The sequence below is a fragment of the Aminobacter anthyllidis genome (assembly GCF_018555685.1).
In the GTDB taxonomy this organism is placed as follows: Bacteria; Pseudomonadota; Alphaproteobacteria; order Rhizobiales; family Rhizobiaceae; genus Aminobacter; species Aminobacter anthyllidis.
Map to the genome: position 1 here is coordinate 41,464 of NZ_JAFLWW010000008.1, position 20,170 is coordinate 61,633.

Annotated in this window: 17 protein-coding genes; 13 read left to right on the forward strand and 4 right to left on the reverse strand. The window is 64.0% G+C overall.

Features of this window, described 5'->3' with window-relative positions:
- The first annotated feature begins 102 nt into the window (after positions 1-102).
- Positions 103-1,530 carry a gamma-aminobutyraldehyde dehydrogenase gene (locus J1C56_RS24205; RefSeq protein ID WP_214392561.1) on the forward strand — a complete coding sequence of 476 codons (1,428 nt, stop codon included), beginning with the start codon at positions 103-105 and terminating at the stop codon, positions 1,528-1,530.
- A gap of 142 nt (positions 1,531-1,672) precedes the next feature.
- Here J1C56_RS24205 and J1C56_RS24210 read toward each other — a convergent pair whose 3' ends face one another.
- Positions 1,673-2,839 (reverse strand): dihydrodipicolinate synthase family protein, encoded by a 1,167-nt coding sequence (locus J1C56_RS24210; protein WP_214392562.1) that lies wholly within the window; start codon positions 2,837-2,839, stop codon positions 1,673-1,675.
- A 309-nt stretch (positions 2,840-3,148) separates the two neighbouring features.
- Between J1C56_RS24210 and J1C56_RS24215 the strand changes: the two genes are divergently transcribed.
- The 12 genes from J1C56_RS24215 (at position 3,149) to J1C56_RS24270 (ending at position 17,458) form a co-directional block, all read left to right on the forward strand.
- On the forward strand, positions 3,149-4,192 hold the full coding sequence (locus J1C56_RS24215) for a LacI family DNA-binding transcriptional regulator (RefSeq protein WP_420797433.1): 1,044 nt from the start codon (positions 3,149-3,151) through the stop codon (positions 4,190-4,192).
- Complete coding sequence (locus tag J1C56_RS24220) at positions 4,189-5,190, forward strand: Gfo/Idh/MocA family protein (protein ID WP_214392564.1); 1,002 nt, start codon at positions 4,189-4,191, stop codon at positions 5,188-5,190. The genes J1C56_RS24215 and J1C56_RS24220 overlap by 4 nt, the downstream gene beginning before the upstream one ends.
- A 4-nt stretch (positions 5,191-5,194) precedes the next feature.
- On the forward strand, positions 5,195-6,805 hold the full coding sequence (locus J1C56_RS24225; RefSeq protein ID WP_214392565.1) for an acyl CoA:acetate/3-ketoacid CoA transferase: 1,611 nt from the start codon (positions 5,195-5,197) through the stop codon (positions 6,803-6,805).
- On the forward strand, positions 6,798-7,577 hold the full coding sequence (locus J1C56_RS24230) for an enoyl-CoA hydratase/isomerase family protein (protein WP_214392566.1): 780 nt from the start codon (positions 6,798-6,800) through the stop codon (positions 7,575-7,577). The genes J1C56_RS24225 and J1C56_RS24230 overlap by 8 nt, the downstream gene beginning before the upstream one ends.
- Positions 7,577-9,097, forward strand: coding sequence for an aldehyde dehydrogenase family protein (locus tag J1C56_RS24235; protein WP_214392567.1), 1,521 nt, complete (start codon positions 7,577-7,579; stop codon positions 9,095-9,097). The genes J1C56_RS24230 and J1C56_RS24235 overlap by 1 nt, the downstream gene beginning before the upstream one ends.
- Before the next feature lie 83 nt (positions 9,098-9,180).
- Complete coding sequence (locus J1C56_RS24240; RefSeq protein ID WP_214392568.1) at positions 9,181-10,434, forward strand: ABC transporter substrate-binding protein; 1,254 nt, start codon at positions 9,181-9,183, stop codon at positions 10,432-10,434.
- A 161-nt stretch (positions 10,435-10,595) separates the two neighbouring features.
- Entirely contained in the window at positions 10,596-11,513 is a 918-nt protein-coding gene (locus J1C56_RS24245; protein WP_214392569.1) for a carbohydrate ABC transporter permease, read from the forward strand.
- Positions 11,510-12,391 carry a carbohydrate ABC transporter permease gene (locus J1C56_RS24250; RefSeq protein WP_214392570.1) on the forward strand — a complete coding sequence of 294 codons (882 nt, stop codon included), beginning with the start codon at positions 11,510-11,512 and terminating at the stop codon, positions 12,389-12,391. Before J1C56_RS24245 ends, J1C56_RS24250 begins: the two co-directional genes overlap by 4 nt.
- 4 nt (positions 12,392-12,395) lie before the next feature.
- Positions 12,396-13,511 carry an ABC transporter ATP-binding protein gene (locus J1C56_RS24255; protein WP_214392571.1) on the forward strand — a complete coding sequence of 372 codons (1,116 nt, stop codon included), beginning with the start codon at positions 12,396-12,398 and terminating at the stop codon, positions 13,509-13,511.
- 1 nt (position 13,512) lies between these two features.
- A complete protein-coding gene (locus tag J1C56_RS24260; RefSeq protein WP_214392572.1) occupies positions 13,513-15,021 on the forward strand; it encodes a GMC oxidoreductase in 1,509 nt (502 codons plus the stop codon).
- Entirely contained in the window at positions 15,018-15,794 is a 777-nt protein-coding gene (locus tag J1C56_RS24265) for a 3-ketoacyl-ACP reductase (protein ID WP_214392573.1), read from the forward strand. The genes J1C56_RS24260 and J1C56_RS24265 overlap by 4 nt, the downstream gene beginning before the upstream one ends.
- A gap of 8 nt (positions 15,795-15,802) precedes the next feature.
- Positions 15,803-17,458, forward strand: coding sequence for a GMC family oxidoreductase (locus J1C56_RS24270; protein WP_214392574.1), 1,656 nt, complete (start codon positions 15,803-15,805; stop codon positions 17,456-17,458).
- An 86-nt stretch (positions 17,459-17,544) separates the two neighbouring features.
- Here the strand turns inward: J1C56_RS24270 and J1C56_RS24275 are convergent, their stop codons facing one another.
- The 3 genes from J1C56_RS24275 to J1C56_RS24285 all read right to left on the reverse strand — a co-directional run bounded on the left by J1C56_RS24275 (position 17,545) and on the right by J1C56_RS24285 (position 20,153).
- Positions 17,545-17,787: a DUF1344 domain-containing protein gene (locus tag J1C56_RS24275; RefSeq protein ID WP_214392575.1), complete on the reverse strand. Its 243-nt coding sequence runs from the start codon at positions 17,785-17,787 to the stop codon at positions 17,545-17,547.
- A 195-nt stretch (positions 17,788-17,982) separates the two neighbouring features.
- Positions 17,983-18,954 (reverse strand): ABC transporter ATP-binding protein, encoded by a 972-nt coding sequence (locus J1C56_RS24280; RefSeq protein ID WP_214392576.1) that lies wholly within the window; start codon positions 18,952-18,954, stop codon positions 17,983-17,985.
- Positions 18,951-20,153 carry an amidohydrolase family protein gene (locus tag J1C56_RS24285; RefSeq protein WP_214392577.1) on the reverse strand — a complete coding sequence of 401 codons (1,203 nt, stop codon included), beginning with the start codon at positions 20,151-20,153 and terminating at the stop codon, positions 18,951-18,953. Before J1C56_RS24285 ends, J1C56_RS24280 begins: the two co-directional genes overlap by 4 nt.
- Positions 20,154-20,170: the final 17 nt, after the last annotated feature.

Below are 20,170 nucleotides of genomic sequence, written 5' to 3' on the forward strand. Positions count from 1 at the left end.
AATAGGGAATAGTGAGTAGCGAATAGTTCGAATGTCTTTTTCTACTCCCTATTCGCTACTCCCTATTCGCTCCCAAAAGACACTGATCCAGGGAGAAGTTACATGGACACCCAAATGCTGATCGGCTCGAAGTTCGAGCGGGGAACCGAGACGGAAGAAGCGATCCTCAACCCGCGCACCGGCGAGACGATCCTCAGCCTGCCGGAGGCTTCGCCGGTGCAGATCGAGGCGGCGGTGGCGGCGGCCCAGAAGGCGTTCGTGACCTGGTCGAAGACCACGCCGGCGCAACGCTCGGGTTACCTGCTCAAAATCGCCGACCGCATCGAGGCCGAGGCGGAAGGCTTTGCCAAGCTTGAGGCGCTCAACTGCGGCAAGCCGATCAATGCCGTGCTCAACGACGAGATCCCGGCGATCGTCGACTGCTACCGCTTCTTTGCCGGTGCGGTGCGTTCGATGCCCGGGCTGGTGGCGGGCGAGTATCTGCCCGGACACACCTCGATGATCCGCCGCGACCCCGTCGGTATCGTCGCCTCGATCGCGCCGTGGAACTATCCCCTGATGATGATGGCTTGGAAGCTGGCGCCGGCGATTGCCGGCGGCAACACTGTCGTCTTCAAGCCGTCGGAACAGACGCCGCTGACAGCGCTGAAGCTCGCCAGGATACTTGCCGACGTGCTGCCTGAAGGGGTTGTCAATGTCGTGCTCGGTCGTGGCGAAAGCGTCGGCAATGCGCTGATCAACCACGCGGCGGTCAGCATGATCTCGATCACCGGCGATGTCGCCACCGGCAAGAAGGTGCTGCAGGCGGCGGCCAAGTCGGTCAAGCGCACCCATCTCGAGCTTGGCGGCAAGGCGCCGGTCATCGTCTTCGACGATGCCGACATCGACGCCGTCGTAAGCGGCCTGCGCGCCTTCGGTTACTACAATGCCGGCCAGGACTGCACCGCCGCCTGCCGCATCTATGCCGGCAAGAAGGTCTACGACAAGCTCGTCGCCGACCTGTCGTCGGCGGTGTCGACCATTCGCTTCGGCCAGGCCGACGACACCGAAAACGAGATCGGACCGTTGATCTCCCGACGCCAGCGCGACCGCGTCGCCTCCTTCGTCGAGCGTGCTTCCGAACTCAAGCATATCGAGATCACCACCGGCGGCAAGCCGGGCGAGGGCGGTGGTTTTTATTACCAGCCGACGGTCGTTGCCGGCGCCCTACAGGAAGACGAGATCGTGCGTCGCGAGGTGTTCGGCCCGGTGGTTTCGGTGACGCGCTTCTCCGACGTCGACGAGGCGGTCAACTGGGCCAATGACAGCGACTACGGCCTGGCGTCGTCGGTGTGGACCAAGGACATCTCGCGCGGCATGTCGACGGCTGCCCGGCTGCAATATGGCTGCACCTGGATCAACACGCATTTCATGCTGACCAACGAGATGCCGCATGGCGGCCTCAAGCAGTCCGGCTACGGCAAGGACATGTCGGTCTATGCGCTGGAGGATTACACCGCCGTGCGCCACATCATGATCGCGCATGGGTAGCTCTCTTCTCCCCGTGAACGGGGAGAAGATGCCGGCAGGCAGATGAGGGGCAGTGCTTACCGCTCCGAATTTGGAGCTGCCCCTCATCCGGCCCTTTGGGCCACCTTCTCCCCGTGAACGGGGAGAAGGAAGAGGTCGCAGTTCAGCCTACCCCGTACTGCGTCATCAGCGCTGTCATGCGTTCGGCCGCAAGCTCCGGCCGGTCGAGCACATTGGCCTGGTCGGCGAGGCGGAAGATGTCGGCGTAGTGCACCGCACCTCGCGCGGACTGCATGCCCGCAGGCATGGTGAAATGGTTTTGGTGGCCGTTGAGCCAGGCGAGGAAGACGACGCCGGCCTTGTAGTACTGCGTCGGTGCCTCGAAGATCTTTCGCGACAGCGGCACCGTTGGCTCGATGGTGTCGCGGAAAGTGGCGAGGTCGCCCATGGCCAGCGCAGAAAGGGCCTTGGCGGCCTGAGGCGCCACCGCGTCGAAGATGCCAAGCAAGGCGTGGCTGTGATGCGTGCCGTCGCCCTCGATCAGGGCGGCATAGTTGAAATCGTCGCCGGTGAAGCAGATCACGCCTTCGGGCAGGCGGCGGCGCAGCTCGACCTCACAGGCCTGGTCGAGCAGCGAGATCTTGATGCCCTCGACCTTGTCCTTGTGATCGGCGATGACGGCGAGCACGGTCTCCAGCGCATCCTCGAACCGCGTGCTGCCCCAGTAGCCCGCCAGTTCGGCATCGAACATGTCGCCCAGCCAGTGCAGCACGACCTTGTCCTTGGCCTGGCCGAGGATGCGGCCATAGACCTTGCGATAGTCGTCGGGGGACTTCGCCACATGCGCAAGCGCGCGGCTGGCCATCATGACGGCGCGGCCGCCATGCTTTTCGATGAAGCCGAACTGTTCCTCGTAAGCCGCGATCACGTTGTCGAGCGCGCGTGCGTCGCGCTTGTCGAGCTGGTCGGTGCCGGCTCCACAAGCGAGGTCGGCACCCGCAACCGTGCGCGCCTCTGCCAGCGAACGGCGGATCAGCTCCTGCGCGCCGGCCCAATCAAGCCCCATGCCGCGCTGCGAGGTGTCCATCGCCTCGGCGATCCTGAAGCCCAGCGACCAGAGATGATGGCGGAAGGCCATCGTCGCATCCCAGTCGATGGCCGGGTTGTTCCAGGGCGTCGCATCGGCCCACGGGTCTGAGACGACATGGGCCGCGGCGTAGGCGATGCGGTTGAAGACGGGGGCGGCTTCAGGCCGTTCGGTGGGCGTGCCGACAAGGGCGTAGGTCTCGATCGCGCGGTTCGCCCGCGGAAGTTTCATTGCCTTGGCCATGGGTTCCTCCCCTGATCGGCTGAATCTCGTAATTTAGATCGTTCCAAATTTCAAGTTGGAATTTTGTGCGTCATTCACGATGGCGTTGGATTCGCCGGTGGCGCGGTGTGTCGGAGCACTTGGACGTTAAGAAATGTAGTAAATCGTTTGAAATGCTCGAATTGTGTACAAAACAGGCATTCCGGCGACCTGCATTGCGGAGTGCATCCATTGTGAAATCGGCGGCATCTGCATTCTTCCATGCTTGACAGTTTGGAACGTTCCAATTATTTGAATCGGAAAAGGGAGCCGAAGACGCTTCCCGGGAGGATCGTTTTGAAGCAGCCGAAGGTGACAGTTGTCGATGTTGCGCGCGCCGCCGGCGTGTCGAAGTCGACTGTCTCGCTGGTGCTCCAGGGCAGCTCGCTGGTGAACGAGACGACGCGGGCCAGGGTGGGCGCGGTCATTCGCGAACTCGGCTATGTCTACAACCGGGGCGCCGCCAATCTCAGGCAGTCCAAATCGAAGATCGTCGGCATTGTCGTCAACGACCTGACCAACAGCTTCTTCGCCGAGCTTGCCGTCGGCATGGACATGGTCGTGCAGTCGGCCGGCTACATCCAGTTCATGGCCAACACCTCGGAGAATGCCGATCGCCAGGGCGAGGTGATCGCCTCGATGCGCGAGCACGGCATGGCCGGGCTGATCCTGTCGCCGGCGCGCGGCACGACCGCCGCCGACCTCAAGCCGCTTGTCGACAGCGGTATCCCGGTGGTGCTGGTGGCGCGCAACGTGCCGGGGTTGAAGGTTTCCTCCGTGGTGTCGGACGGGCATGCCGGTGCCATGTCGGCTGTGCGTCATCTCATCGAACTCGGGCATCGTCGCATCGCCTTTCTTGGCGGCTTCAACGATACCGCCGTCTTTGACGAACGCATGCGCGGGTTTCGCGATGCGCTGGTGGAAGCCGGCCTCGATGCCTCGGATGAATTGGTCATCAGTTCGGCGCCGTCGCGCGCGGGCGGTGTGGCGGCTGTCGAGCGCATGCTGGCCATGCGCGATCGCCCGACAGCCGCCCTCTGCTTCAACGACGCGGTGGCGTTCGGAGCCTGCGATGGGCTGCGCAGCGCCCGCATCGAGCCGGGTGTCGATTTTGGCGTGATCGGCTTCGACGATGTGATCGAGGCGAAGACTGCGGTGCCTGCGCTGACCACCGTCTCCGTCGATCCGCAAGGCATGGGCCGCAGGGCAGCACAATTGCTGCTCAAGCAGATCAATGCCGGCGATTTTGACGCCGAGGCGATGGTGGCCGCGGTGCGGCTGGTGGTGCGCGAAAGCTGCGGTGCGCCGCAAAGGGTCAAGGAGCTTACGGCATGACGCGCTGGGGTTTGATCGGGGCGAGCACAATCGCCAGGGAGTGGGTGATCGGCGCGATCCGGGCGACCGGCGGCGAGACCGTTTCGGTGATGAGCAGCAATGCCGAGCGCGGCCGTGCCTATGCAGAAGCGAATGGCATCGCCAAGTCGGTGACGTCGCTCGAGGAGATCGTCGGCGATGCCGGTATCGATGCGGTCTATATCTCGACCACAAACGAGCTGCACCTTGAGCAGGCGATTGCTGCGGCGAAGGCCGGCAAGCATGTGCTGTGCGAGAAGCCACTGGCGCTGATGCTCGACGATGCGCTGGCCATGGTGAAGGCAGCGCGCGAGGCCGGTGTCGTGCTTGCGACAAACCATCATCTGCGCAATGCCGCAAGCCACCGGGCGATGCGCCAGGCGATCGCGGCAGGCAAGATCGGCAAGCCGCTTGCGGCGCGCGTATTCCACGCCGTCTATTTGCCGCCGCATCTGCAGGGCTGGCGGCTCGACAAGCCGCAGGCCGGCGGCGGGGTTATCCTCGACATCACCGTGCACGACGCCGACACACTGCGCTTCGTGCTCAACGACGATCCGGTCGAAGCCATTGCCTTCAGCCAGAGCGGCGGTATGGGGATGCGCGGTCTCGAAGATGGCGTGATGGGCGTGCTGCGGTTCAAGTCGGGTGTCATTGCTCAGTTTCACGACGCCTTCACCACGAAATTCGCCGAGACCGGCTTTGAGGTTCACGGCACCGAGGGCTCACTGATCGCCCGCAATGTGATGACGCAGAGGCCGGTCGGCTCGGTTGTGTTGCGCAATGCCGAAGGTGAGCACGACCTGCCGCTTGGCCAGCACAATCTCTACGAAGAGGCGCTTTCAGCCTTCCATAATGCAATCGCCGGCAAGGGCCAGCCCTCGGCGAGCGGCGAAGACGGCGTGTGGTCGCTGGCCACCGGGCTTGCAGTCGCCAAGTCGGCTGCGACGGGTGCGGCGATTGAAATCGAACCGGGGCTCTGAGGCGATGGGCAAGCACATCACGCCTGCTGAAGCAGCGGCACTCATACCCGACGGCGCAGTGGTCTCCGTCTCGTCGTCGAGCGGGCTTGGCTGTCCTGATCTCATGCTGAAGGCGATCGGCGAGCGCTTCGAGACGACAGGGCATCCGCGCGACCTGACGACGCTGCACCCGATCGCCGCCGGCGATATGAGCGGCATCAAGGGTGTCGATCACATCGCCAGGAAGGGCCTGCTGAAGAAGATCATCGGCGGCTCCTATCCCTCGGGACCGTCGAGTTCCGAACCCCCGTTGATCTGGCAGATGATCGGCAATGAGGAGGTGGCAGCCTACAACGTGCCATCAGGCATCATGTTCGACATGCACCGTGAAGCTGCCGCCAAGCGGCCGGGCGTGCTGACCAAGGTCGGGCTCGACACCTTCGTCGATCCTGATCGGCAGGGCTGCGCGATGAACGCGAAAGCCACTGCCGAGCCGGTGGTCAAGAAGGTCAGCTTCGAGGGCGAGGATTGGCTGTTCTTTCCCGCGATCGCACCGCAAGTCGCGATCATCCGCGCAACGACCGCCGACGAACGCGGCAACCTGACCTATGAACACGAGGGTGCCTATCTCGGTGGTCTCGACCAGGCGCTTGCCGCGCGCAACAATGGCGGCATCGTCATTGCCCAGGTCAAGCGCATCACCAAGGACGGCTCGCTCAGGCCGCACGATGTGCGCGTGCCGGGCATGCTGGTCGACTACATCGTCGTCGATCCCGAGCAGAAGCAGACGACCCAGACTGCCTACGACCCGGCGATTTCGGGCGAGATCATGCGTCCGCTCGACAGTTTCCGCGTGCCGGAGTTCAACATCCAGAAGGTCATCGCCCGGCGCGTGGCGCAGGAACTCGAGGCCGGCAGCGCCGTCAATCTCGGATTCGGCATCTCGGCCAACGTGCCGCGCATTTTGCTGGAAGAGGGGCTGCATGGCGAGGTCACCTGGGTGATCGAACAGGGGGCTGTCGGCGGCGTGCCGCTGCTCGATTTCGCTTTCGGCTGCGCCTCGAATGCCGACGCCTTCATGCCGTCGCCCTATCAGTTCACCTATTTCCAGGGTGCTGGCTTCGATGCCTCGCTGTTGTCGTTCCTGGAGATTGACCGCAGCGGTTCGGTCAATGTCTCCAAGCTCAGCTTCCGGCCGCATGTGACGGCAGGCGCTGGCGGCTTCGTCGACATCACGGCGCGGGCGAAGAAGATCGTCTTTTCCGGCATGTTCAATGCCGGTGCTAAGCTCGACGTTGCCGATGGCAAGCTCGTCATCGACAAGGAGGGTAAGCTCAAGAAGCTGGTCAACGAGGTCGAGCACGTCACCTTCTCTGGCCGGCGCGGCGTCGAGCAGGGCCAGGACATCACGTATGTCACCGAGCGCTGCGTGATGAAGCTGACGCGTCAAGGCATCATGCTGACCGAGATCGCGCCCGGCGTCGACCTCACGGCGAATATCCTCGACCAGTCGGAATTCCCGCTGATCGTTTCGGACAAGCTCAAGCAGATGGACGCGGCCTTGTTTGCCGACGCGCCGATCAGGCTCAAGCTGCCGCGTAAGGCTACGCTTACCCTTGGTGGTGCCCATGGCTGACCAGCGCATCAAGGTCGACTTCGATGGCCATATCGCCGTCATCACCGCGGCCCGGCCCGACAAGCTCAACGCCTTCGACATCGACATGCTCAAGGCATTGTCGGCGGCGTGCGACGAGGTCGAGGCCAATGCGGAGATCCGCGTCGCCATCCTGACCGGCGAAGGCAAGGCCTTTTCGGCCGGCGGCGACATCAAGGCCTGGGGCGCAATGACGCCCAACGAATTCGGCCATGCCTGGGTGCGCTTCGGCCACCGGGTGTTCGAGCGGCTGGCGACGCTGCGCGTGCCGCTGATCGCTGCCATTAACGGGCATGCGCTGGGCGGCGGGCTGGAGCTGGCGATTGCCGCCGACATCCGCATCGCCGAACGGCATGTGAAGATCGGCCTGCCGGAGACCGGGCTCGGCATGGTGCCAGGCTGGTCGGGCACGCAGCGGCTGGTGCGCCGTGCCGGTGCGCAGGTGGTGCGGCGCATGGCGCTGGGCGGCGAGGTCTTTTCCGCCGACGAAGCGGCATCGCTTGGGCTGATCGACCATGTGGTCGAGACAGGCGAGGCGGTGACTGCGGCTCGCGACTATGCGGCGCGGATCGCGGCGCGCGGCCCGGCGGCTGTCGAGGTCGCAAAACTGATGATCGCCACTGCGAGCGGCGAAGACAATGGCACCGCCGTCGAGGCGCTGGGCTCGATTCTCGTGGCCAAGACCGGGGACCTCAAGGAGGGGATCGCTGCCTTCAGCGAGAAGCGTGCCGCCAAATTTGCAGGAGAATGGTAATGACGGTCCTGATGCGCCCCAAGCCGCTCGACGGCTTCAAGGTCCGCGAGTTCAAGATGCTGATCGACGGCAAGTGGACCGCCGGCGCCGAAGGCAAGATTCTTGAGCGTTCCAGCCCCGGCCACGGCACCGTTGTTAGCCGCTACGAGGCTGCGACGGCGGTCGACTCCGAGCGCGCCATCGCAGCGGCTCGTCGCGCGTTTCATGACGGCCACTGGCCGCGCATGACCGGTGCCGAACGCTCGCTGATCCTGTTGCGCGCCGCCGACATGATTGCCGCAAGGGCGGACGAGCTCGCCTTCCTCGACTGTATCGAATCCGGCAAGCCGATCTCGCAGGCCAAGGGTGAACTGGCCGGCGCTGCCGACATCTGGCGCTATGCTGCTGCCCTTGCGCGTGACCTGCATGGCGAAAGCTACAACACGCTCGGCGACGGCACGCTGGGCGTGGTGCTGCGCGAAGCGATCGGCGTGGTGTCGATCATCACGCCATGGAATTTCCCGTTCCTGATCGTCAGCCAGAAGCTGCCTTTCGCGCTCGCCGCCGGATGCACGGCAGTGGTCAAGCCGTCCGAGCTGACGTCAGGTTCGACCCTGGTGCTGGGCGAAATCCTCGAAGCCGCAGGTGTGCCTGAAGGCGTGGTCAACATCATCGTCGGCACCGGCCCGGAAGCCGGCGCGCCACTGACCAGCCACCCCGACATCGACATGGTGTCGTTCACCGGCTCGACCGGCATCGGCCGGCTGACCATGGCCAATGCCGCGCAGACACTGAAGAAGGTGTCGCTGGAGTTAGGCGGCAAGAACCCGCAGATCGTCTTCCCCGACGCCAATCTCGACGACTTCATCGATGCGGCGGTGTTCGGTGCCTACTTCAACGCCGGCGAATGCTGCAATGCCGGTTCGCGGCTGATCGTGCATCGTGACGTTCTGGACGAGGTGACCAGCCGCGTCGCCGCACTTGCGGCCAAGGTCAAGGTTGGCGATCCGCTCGACCCCGCGACGCAGGTTGGTGCTATCATCACACCGCAGCATCTTGCGAAGATCGTCACTTACGTGAAAGGTGCGAGCGACAGTGGCGCGAGTGTCGCCATCGGTGGATCTGCCGCCGATCTCGGCCTCGGCCAGTTCATGGAACCGACGATCCTGTCGTCGGTCGCCCCCGACATGGCGGTGGCGCGCGAGGAGGTGTTCGGGCCGGTGCTTTCGGTGCTTGCCTTCGAGACCACTGACGAGGCGATCCGCATCGCCAATTCGATCGACTATGGCTTGTCGGCCGGCGTGTGGAGCCGCGACTTCGACACCTGCCTGACGGTGGGCCGTCGCGTCCGCGCCGGCACCATCTGGATGAACACCTTCATGGACGGCGCGTCGGAACTGCCGTTCGGCGGCTACCGCCAGTCGGGCATCGGCCGCGAACTCGGCCGCCATGCGGTAGAGGACTACACAGAGACCAAGACGCTCAACATGCATATCGGACCGCGCACCGGCCACTGGATGCCGAAGGAGGCGCGGGCCTGAGAAGGAATTCCCCGAGGCGGGGCCAAGGGGAACTTATGTCACGCGATGACGCGTGAAGAACTTGCAACCCGGGAGGAACTGGAATGCGTAAGTTTTTGATGAGTACGGCAGCTGTGGCGGCATTGTTTGCCGCGCCGATGCCGATGGCACATGCCGAAGATAGCGTCGAAGTGCTGCACTGGTGGACCTCGGGCGGTGAAGCTGCCGCCCTCGACGTGCTGAAGAAGAACCTCGAAAGCCAGGGCGTGACCTGGAAAGACATGCCGGTTGCCGGCGGCGGCGGCGAAGCGGCGATGACCGCGCTGCGCGCCCGCGTCACCGCAGGCGATCCGCCCACCGCGGTGCAGGCGCTTGGCTTCGACATCACCGACTGGGCCAACCAGGGCGTCGTCGGCGATCTCGGCGAAGTGGCCGACAAGGAAGGCTGGGACAAGGTCGTTCCCGCAGCGCTGCAGAACTTCGCCAAGCATGACGGCAAGTGGATTGCTGCTCCCGTGAACGTGCACTCGACAAACTGGGTGTGGATCTCCAAGAAAGCGCTCGACGCCGCCGGCGGCAAGGCGCCCGAGACCTGGGACGAGTTGGTCGCCGTGCTCGACAAGATGCAGGCCAATGGCATCACCCCGCTCGGCCATGGCGGCCAGGCCTGGCAGGACGCGACGATCTTCGACGCCGTCGTGCTGTCGCTCGGCACCGACTTCTACAAGTCGTCGATGATCGATCTCGATCCGGCGGCACTGGGTGGCGACAAGATGGTCGAAGCCTTCGACCGCATGGCCAAGCTCAAGAGCTATGTCGACAAGGACTTCTCCGGCCGCGACTGGAACCTTGCTTCGGCGATGGTCATCGAGGGCAAGGCCGGCATGCAGATGATGGGTGACTGGGCCAAGGGCGAGTTCCTCAAGGCTGGCCAGAAGCCGGGCACGGACTTCGTCTGCATCCGCTTCCCCGGCACGCAGGGCGCTGTGACCTTCAACTCGGACATGTTCATGATGTTCAAGGTCGGCGACGACAAGAAGAAGGCCCAGATGCAGATGGCCGCGGACATCGAGGATCCGGCCTTCCAGTCGTCGTTCAACGTGGTCAAGGGCTCGGTCCCGGCGCGTACCGACGTGCCTGACACCGCCTTCGACGATTGCGGCAAGAAGGGCATCAAGGACCTGGCCGAAGCCAGCACCGGCGGCAAGCTGTTTGGCTCCATGGCTCATGGCTATGCCGCACCGGCAGCGGTCAAGAACGCGCTCTATGACGTGGTGACACGCCACTTCAACGGCGAGATCGACTCCAAGGCCGCTGCCAAGGCCCTGGTCGAGGCGGTTGCCGCCGCCAAGGGGTGAGACGCCGGTTTGCGCAGCAAATCCATCGTGCCGGTGGCACGATGGAAGGCAGCGAACGCCGGGGAGCTGCGTAGCAGCGGGGGCACGGCGGCCCTTCAGCGAACTTTGTGCCCCGGCTTCGGCCGGGGCACGCCTGACCTGACAACCCAGAGGCTGGACCCATGGCCGATATCACCACGACCGCACCCCGCGCGGTAACGAACCCGCGCGCGACGCTGCAGGACCTTCTGCCGAAGCTCGTGCTGGCGCCGAGCTTCGCGGTGATCCTCATCTTCGTTTATGGCTTCATCATCTTCACGGCCTTCCTGTCGTTTTCCGGCTCGAAGCTTTTGCCCGATTTTTCGACCTGGGTCGGCTTCGGCAACTATGTCAGGCTGTTCAATCATCCCAACTGGATCACGGCGCTCAAGAACCTCGCCATCTTCTCGGTGCTGTACATCGTTGTCTGCAGCTTCATCGGCCTGGCGCTGGCCATCTTCCTCGACCAGAAGATCCGCGGCGAAGGTTTCCTCAGGCCGATCTACCTCTACCCGATGGCGCTGTCCTTCATCGTCACCGGCGTCGCCTGGAAGTGGTTCCTCGACCCCGGCATCGGCCTCGAGCATGTGATGCAGTCGTGGGGCTGGGAGAGCTTTTCGTTCCGCTGGATCAAGGAAGGCCAGATGGCGATCTACACCATCGTCATCGCGGCGGTCTGGCAATCGTCGGGCTTCGTCATGGCGATGTTCCTCGCCGGCCTGCGCGGCGTCGACAACGAGATCATCAAGGCGGCCCAGATCGACGGCGCCTCGACCCTGACCATCTACCGCCGCATCATCATTCCGCTGATGCGGCCGGTGTTCCTGTCGGCCTTCGTGGTGCTCGCCCACCTCGCCATCAAGTCCTACGACCTTGTCGTGGCGATGACCGACGGCGGCCCCGGCACCGCGACCTGGACCCCGGCATTGTTCATGCAGAAATTCACCTTCGGCCGCAACGAAATGGGCATGGGCGCGGCGTCCGCGATCATCATGATGATGATGATCTTCACCATCATCGTGCCCTATCTCTACTCCGAGCTCGGGGGGAAGAAGAAATGAGCGCCGCTTCACAAGACGTCGCCACCCGCAACAGCATCTTCGCCCGCGCCATCATCTATGTCGTGCTGATCCTGTTTGCGATCTACTACCTGCTGCCGCTCTACGTCATGGTGGTCAATTCTCTGAAACCGCTCGACGAGATCCGGCAGGGCAACATGCTGGCGCTGCCCCAGCAATGGACGATCGCGCCCTGGTTGTCGGCCTGGTCGACGGCGCAGATCGGCGTGCAGCCGGTCGGACTGAAGCCCTATTTCATCAACTCGATGCTGATGGTCGTGCCCGCGGTTGCCATCTCGACGATGCTCGGCGCGCTCAACGGTTATGTGCTGACCAAGTGGCGCTTCAAGGGCGACAGCATCGTCTTCGGCATGATGCTGCTGGCCTGCTTCATCCCGTTCCAGATCGTGCTGATCCCCTCGGCCCGCATCCTCGGCCTGACCGGGCTTGCCGGCACCATCACCGGGCTGGTGCTGATCCACGCCATCTATGGTCTCGGCTTCACCACGCTGTTCTTCCGCAATTACTACGAGGCATTTCCGACCGAACTGATCCGCGCCGCGCAGATCGACGGCGCCAGCTTCTTCCAGATCTTCCGCCGCATCCTCTTGCCGTCGTCGGGGCCGATCATCGTCGTCACCGTCATCTGGCAGTTCACCAACATCTGGAACGACTTCCTGTTCGGCTCGTCCTTCTCGGGCTTCAATTCGATCCCGCTGACGGTGGCGCTGAACAACCTCGTTAACTCGTCGACCGGCGTGAAGGAATACAACGTCCACTTCGCCGGCGCGATCCTCGCCGCCCTGCCCACCCTCATCGTCTACATCGTCTCCGGACGCTACTTCGTGCGCGGCCTGATGGCCGGCGCGGTCAAGGGGTAAGCCCATGTCGTTTCTCAAGATCAGCAATCTCTACAAGAACTACGGCCAGGTAGAGATCCTCAAGGACATCAACATCGAGATCGACAAGGGCGGCTTCCTGGTGCTCGTCGGCCCGTCCGGCTGCGGCAAGTCCACGCTGCTCAACACCATCGCCGGGCTCGAGCCGATCACCTCGGGCGAGATCTCCATCAACGGCAATTCGGTGGCCGGGCTGCATCCATCCAAGCGCGACATCGCCATGGTGTTCCAGTCCTACGCGCTCTACCCGAACATGACCGTAGCGGGGAACATTGCGTTCGGCATGGAAATCCGCGGGGTGCCCAAGGACGAGCGCGACAAGGCGATCAAGCAGGTATCCGACATCCTGCAGATCGGCCACCTGCTCGACCGCAAGCCGAGCCAACTTTCCGGCGGCCAGCGCCAGCGTGTCGCCATGGGTCGGGCGCTGGTGCGCGATCCGCAGGTGTTTTTGTTCGACGAACCGCTGTCCAATCTCGACGCCAAGCTGCGCGTCGACATGCGCACCGAGATCAAGCGCCTGCACCAGCGCATGAAGACGACGATCGTCTATGTCACGCACGACCAGATCGAGGCGATGACGCTGGCAAGCAAGATCGCCGTGCTGAAGGATGGCATGCTGCAGCAGTTCGGCACGCCGGCGGAGATTTACAACAGCCCGGCCAACATGTTCGTTGCCGACTTCATGGGCTCTCCGGCGATGAATCTGCTCAACTGCCGCCTCGAAGGCGGGGCGGGCGGGCTCAGCGTCATACTCGCTCGACCCGACGATCAGCCGCTGGCGCTGCCAATCAAGATGCCCAATGGCGCGCTCGACGCCTATTCCGGCAAGGAGATCATCTTCGGTGTTCGCCCGGAAGCGCTGACCGACCCTGACGGTGCCGACCGCAACGCCAAGTCCATCGCCGAAGGCGAATGCCTGATCGAGGTGGTCGAGCCGGCAGGCTCCGACACCTTCGCGGTGACCAAGCTCGGCGGCAAGGAAGTGGTGGCGCGGCTGCGTGCCGACGCGGCCATCCATGCCGGCCAGAAGACCAAGCTCGCCTTCAATCTCGACAAGGCGGTGTTCTTCGACCCGAAGAGCCAGCTGCGCATCGCTTGACATGTCGAGACAGCCTGACATCGTCATCATCGGTTCGGGTATCGGCGGCGCGACTGTCGCCGCCGGCCTCGCCGCGACCGGTGCCGAAATCCTGATCCTGGAGACCGGTGGGCATATAGAGGATCGCCCGGAGAACCGCGACCAGCGCGCCATCTTCCAGCGCGGCCATTTTCGACCCGACGAGACCTGGTATGAGGCCGACGGCACCGGCTTCAACCCGGGTAACTACTACAATGTCGGTGGCAATTCGAAATTCTATGGTGCAGTGCTGACGCGCTATCGCGGCGAGGATTTTGCCGAGATGCAGCATCTCGACGGCGTGTCGCCGGCATGGCCGATTGCCTATGAAGAACTGGAGCCGTGGTACGCTCTCGCCGAAGAGCTTTTTCAGGTGCGCGGGGCGTTGGGGGAGGATCCGACCGAACCCGTGCATTCAACCGGCTATTCGCACGGGCCTGTTGCCGACGAGCCGGCAATCGCCGCAGTGCGGGCGAAGCTGAGGGCCAAGGGCGTACATCCCTTCTCGTTGCCGCTCGGCGTCGACATCGAGCGCTGGCTGGCCAAGGGCAAGACGCCTTGGGACGCGCATCCCAATAGCTTCGACGGCAAGATGGACGCCGAGACGGCGGCACTTGCGGCGGCGCTGGAGTATGACAACGTCAAGCTGCAGACTGGCTCGCGGGTGACGCGGCTGGAGACCGGTCCGGACGGGCGTGACATCGCTGCCGTGCACTACGTCCAGGACGGTGAGAACCGGGTGCTGAGGCCCAACCTGGTCATCCTGTCGGCGGGTGCGGTTCAGTCAGCCGTGCTCCTGCTGCGCTCGGCCAATGACGCCAATCCCAACGGCCTTGCCAACAGCTCCGACCAGGTCGGCCGCAACTTCATGAACCACAACTCGACGGCGGTGATCGCCATGAGCCCATGGTTCCGCAACGACTCGGTCTACCAGAAGACCTTCGGGTTCAACGATTTCTACCTCTCCGACGGCGAGGGCGGACCGCCGCTCGGCAATGTTCAGTTGCTTGGGCGCATCTCGGGCACGATCCTGAAAGGGGCGATGCCGGCAGTGCCCGAGTGGCTGCTGAACCGGGTGACCGCGCATTCGATCGACTTCTACGCCATGAGCGAGGACCTGCCGTCGCCGGAAAGCCGGGTCATGGTCGACGGCGAGCGCATCGTGCTGAAATGGGTGCGCAGCAACTGGCAGGCGCACGAGCGGCTTGTTGCCAAGCTCAAGCAGGTGCTGCGCAGTGCCGGCTTTCCGCTCGTGGTCTCCCGCGCCTTCGACAAGCGCACACCCTCGCACCAGTGCGGTACGGTGCGGATGGGCACCGACCCCAAGGACGCGCCGCTCGATGTCTTCTGCCGTGCCTTCGACCATCCGAACCTGTTCGTCGTCGATGCGAGCTTCCTGCCGACATCGGCGGCGGTCAATCCGGCACTGACAATCGCGGCCCAGGCGTTGCGGGTTGCCGACCACATCGCGCAAAAGGATCTGGCGGCATGAAGGCGCAGGCAAAACCCGTAGCGCTGGTGACCGGCGCGCGGCGCGGCATCGGCCTCGCGGTTGCCGAGGCGCTCGCCAGGGCGGGCTTCGATCTCGCGATTACCGACCGCGAAGCAGACGCAACCTCGACTGAGGCGGTTTCGGGCCTGGAAAAGCATGGCGCGCGCGTGCTGTTCGTCGCCTCCGACCTCGCCGACCTCGATGGCCATGCCAAGACGGTCGAGACAATCGTCGGGCACTTCGGACGGATCGACTGCCTTGTCAACAATGCCGGCGTCGCGTCCAGCGTGCGCGGCGACTTCCTCGAACTGACGCCCGAGAATTATAACGCCATCATGGCGGTCAATCTGCGCGGCACCGTGTTCTTCACCCAGGCGGTGCTGCGCTCCATGCTCATCGCCCCACCCACATTGCATCCGCGCTCGGTGATCAACATCACCTCGATCTCGGCCGAGATGACGTCGCCCGACAGGCTCGACTATTGCATGTCGAAGGCCGGGCTCGCCGCCTTCACGCAAGGGCTGACGCTGCGGCTCGCTGGTACCGGCATCGACGTGTTCGAGATCAGGCCCGGCATCATCCGCTCCGACATGACGGCAAAGGTTTCGGAAAAATACGACCGGCTGATCGCAGACGGGCTCGTGCCGATCAAACGCTGGGGCGAGCCCGATGACATCGGCCGCATAGCGGCAGCACTTGCCAGCGGCGCCTTCGGTTTCGCCACCGGTTCCATCATCAGGGCTGACGGCGCGCTGTCGGTCGCGCGACTTTGAGATCAGAGATGACCTACGACTACATCATCACAGGTGCAGGTCCAGCCGGTTGCGTGCTTGCCAACCGGCTGAGTGAGGATTCGGATGTCCGCGTGCTGCTGCTCGAAGCGGGTGGCGGCGACTGGAACCCGCTGTTTCACATGCCGGCGGGTTTTGCCAAGATGACCAAGGGCGTGGCGAGCTGGGGCTGGGAGACCGTGCCGCAGAAGCATATGAAGAACCGCGTGCTGCGCTATACCCAGGCCAAGGTGATAGGCGGCGGTTCGAGCATTAACGCCCAGCTCTACACGCGCGGCAACGCCGCCGACTACGATCTGTGGGCGAGCGAGGACGGCTGCACCGGCTGGGACTACCGCTCGGTGCTGCCCTATTTCAAGCGTTCGGAAGACAATCAGCGCTTCGCCGATGACTATCATGGCTATGGCGGGCCGCTGGGCGTGTCGATGCCGTCGGCGGCCTTGCCGATCTGCGACGCCTATATCCGCGCCGGCCAGGAGCTAGGCATTCCCTACAACCACGATTTCAACGGCAAGCAACAGGCTGGCGTCGGCTTCTACCAGCTGACCCAGCGCAACAAGCGGCGCTCTTCGGCTTCGATGGCCTATCTCAGCCCGATCAAGGACCGGCGCAACCTGACCGTCCGCCTGGGCGCGCGGGTGACGCGCATCGTGGTCGAAAAGGGCAGGGCCGCGGGCGTCGAAGTGGCGACCGGCAAGGGCACCGAGATCATTCGCGCCGAGCGCGAGGTCCTCGTATCCTCCGGCGCCATTGGCTCGCCCAAGTTGCTGCTCCAGTCGGGCATCGGCCCCGCCGATCACCTGAAGAGCGTCGGCGTTCCTGTGGTCCACGACCTCAAGGGCGTCGGCGAAAACATGCAGGATCATCTCGACCTGTTCGTGATCTCCGAATGCACGGGGGATCACACCTACGACAATGTCGCCAAGCTGCACCGCACGCTGTGGGCCGGGCTGCAATATGTGCTGTTTCGCACCGGGCCGGTGACGTCGAGCCTCTTTGAGACAGGCGGCTTCTGGTATGCCGATCCCGATGCGCGTTCGCCCGACATCCAGTTCCATCTCGGTCTGGGCTCGGGCATCGAGGCCGGCGTCGCCAGGCTTAAGAACGCCGGCGTGACCCTGAATTCGGCCTATCTGCATCCGCGCTCGCGGGGCACGGTGCGGCTTGCCTCGAATGACCCGGCGGCAGCCCCGCTGATCGACCCGAACTACTGGAGCGATCCGCACGACCGCAAGATGTCGATCGAAGGCCTGAGGATCGCGCGCGAGATCATGCAGCAGGCGGCACTCAAGCCCTTCGTCCTGGCCGAGCGGCTGCCGGGACCGGGCAAGGTCTCGGACGAGGACCTGTTCGAATATAGCTGTGCCAACGCCAAGACCGACCATCACCCCGTCGGCACCTGCAAGATGGGTACCGATGACATGGCCGTTGTCGACCTCGAACTCAAGGTGCGCGGCATCGAGGGCCTGCGCGTCTGCGACAGCTCGGTGATGCCGCGCGTGCCGTCCTGCAACACCAACGGCCCGACGATCATGATGGGCGAAAAGGGCGCCGACATCATCCGTAACCGCGATCCCCTGCCGCCAGCGATCTTCACCCACGAGCGCAACGACGCGCGGCCACGCGCCCGTGCCGAGGTGCGGTGAGCTGAGCCAAGCAATCTGGTCAAAGCGAAAGGCCACGGGCGCAAGGCGCCCGTGGCCTGAATTGTATTTCTTCGAGAAGCAATCCGTTAGGGATTGACGAGGACGCTCGACACCTTGGTGCTGTCGCTCTTGTCCATCTCGACCGTAACCTTGGCGCCCGGCTTCACTTCAGGCGGCACCGCGAGATCGGCGGGAATGGTGAAGCTCGTGCCATCCTCAAGCATGAGGACATGCGTTTCCGCGTTGTATTCCTTGACGACGCCATCGGCGGCGAAGGCGGGAAACAGCATGAAGCTTGCGGCGGCTGCGGCGAGAATGAATCTTTTCATCAAAGTGCTCCTTGGTGTTTGGCAAAATGCCCAGTTTCTGCAGGGATTTGCTCCACCCCCAGGGTAGCTAAACCTTCGGTGCGAGGATCGGTTCCGGTGCCAAGCCGCCAATCTGAGTTGTGCTTGATTGGGCCGGTGTGCGGAAGAGCACGAAAAATGCCGCACGCAGTTCATCGAACGCCGATAGCGCTCCGCTCAATCGATTTGGCCAATTGCCGCATGGCAGGCGACGTTGGCGCCGCTGGACGAACGCTTCAGTTCCGGCCGCTCCTTGCTGCAGATATCCATCGCCAGCGGGCAGCGCGGGTGGAAGGTGCAGCCGCTCGGCGGGTTGAGCGGGCTTGGGATATCGCCACCCAGAGGCGCGCGGTTGCGCTTCGGCGCCTCAAGGTCGGGCACGGTTTCGAGCAGCAGCCTGGTGTAGGGGTGCTGCGGATTTTCGAGGATGATTTCGCTCGGACCCTCCTCGACGAGGCGGCCGAGATACATCACGCCGATGCGGTCGGTGAGATAGCGCACCACCGACAGATTGTGGCTGATGAACAAATAGGTCAGGCCCAGTTTCTGCTGCAAATCCTTGAGCAGGTTGAGCACCTGCGCCTGCACCGAAACGTCGAGTGCCGAGGTCGGCTCGTCGAGCAACAGCAGTTCGGCCTCGGCGGCGAGGGCGCGGGCGATCGAGATGCGCTGGCGCTGGCCGCCGGAGAACTCGTGCGGGTACTTGTCGGCATCGCTGGGCGCCAGGCCGACAGTGACAAGCAGTTCGGCGATGCGCTTGCGGCGCTCAGTGCGGCCAAGCTTTCGCGCCACCGGCTCGAGGATGCTCTGGCCGATGCGCCAGCGCGGGTTCAGGCTGCCGACGGGATCCTGGAACACCATCTGCAGGCGGACACGCTCGCCGCCCGGCTTGCGGATTTCGACCGAACCGCTTGTCGGCCTTTCCAGGCCGGCGACGAGGCGAGCGACGGTCGACTTGCCGCAGCCGGATTCGCCGACCAGCGAGAAGGTGGTGCCGGGGCGGATCGCGAAGCTGACACCATCGACAGCCTTGACGCTGCGACGCGGCGCCCGGGTTACGAGGCGTTGCAGGAATGGCGCCGAGACGTCGAAGGTGCGGCCGAGATTGGCGACCTTGAGCAGGGGCAGTTCGGTGACGACTGCGTTCATGCGTCGCCACCGTCGATCCAGGCGCCGTCTTTGGCAACGATCAGGCCACGCTTGACCACAAGCGACCGCTTCGGCCGGTCGACGACGATCTGGGCCAGGTTCTCGCCTTCGATCAGGACGAGGCTGCCGTCGCAACCGACTTCCAGCCCATGGCCGGCGAGGTCGAGCAGGTCGGCGCCGCGCCTGGTGCCCATGTCGAGCGCAGCGGTCAACTCGGCGTCGGTGCGGCAGTTGCTGCGCCACGACAGCAGCCAGCAGCGTTCGAGCATGTCGCCATTGCCATGCGGGTTCCAGGTGTCGCGCAAGGAGTCCGAGGCCACCGCGCAACGGACACCGTACTCGGCGAGCTCGAACATCGGCGGGAAGGGGATGTCGCCCGGAACCGCCGAGATGATGCCGATGCCGGCCTCCGCCAGCAGGTCCATCATGCGGGCGAGCTCGTCGCGCGACGCCGTGCCGAGGCAGAAGGCATGGCTGACGATGACCTTGTCCTGCATGCCGAGCGCCCTGGCGCGTTCGGCGATCAGGCCGAGTTCGTAGAGACCGAGCTCGCCGCGCTCATGCAGATGGATGTCGATCTTGGCCTGCTTGCGATGGGCGATGTCGAAGATGGTGTCGAGGTGACCCTTGGCGTCGCCGTCGACGCTGGCAGGGTCGATGCCGCCGATGATCGAGGCGCCTTCGTCGAGAGCGGCTTCCATCAACTCCGCGGTGCCCGGCTCGATCAGCATGCCGAGCTGCGGGAAGGCGACGATTTCGAGGTCGACGGCGTGCTTGGTCTTTTCCCAGGCGGCGAGCACGCCATGCAGATTGTCGAGCTTGTATTCGGGCGAGATGTCGACATGGCTGCGGATATGGGTCGAGCCGTTGGCGACGCATTGGCGTATGAGATTGCCGGCGCGCTCGGTGACCGACCATGGCAAGCTGCGGCGGATCTCGACCTCGTTGTCGATCATCGCACGGAGCGAATCTGGGACGTTGATGCCGTGCCAGGGCAGGCCCCACAGGATTTTGTCGAGATGGACGTGTGCCTCGACGAAGGGCGCGATGGCGATCGCGCCCTTGCCGTCGATGACCTTGATGCCGTCGCGAGTTGCCTTGACGTCAGTGCCGATGGCCGAGATGCGGCCATTCTCGATCAGTATGTTACTGGCTGTCCCGGCGTCGGGGCGGACATTGGTGAGCAGAAGGTCGGTCATGATGCGGTTCCGTGGTC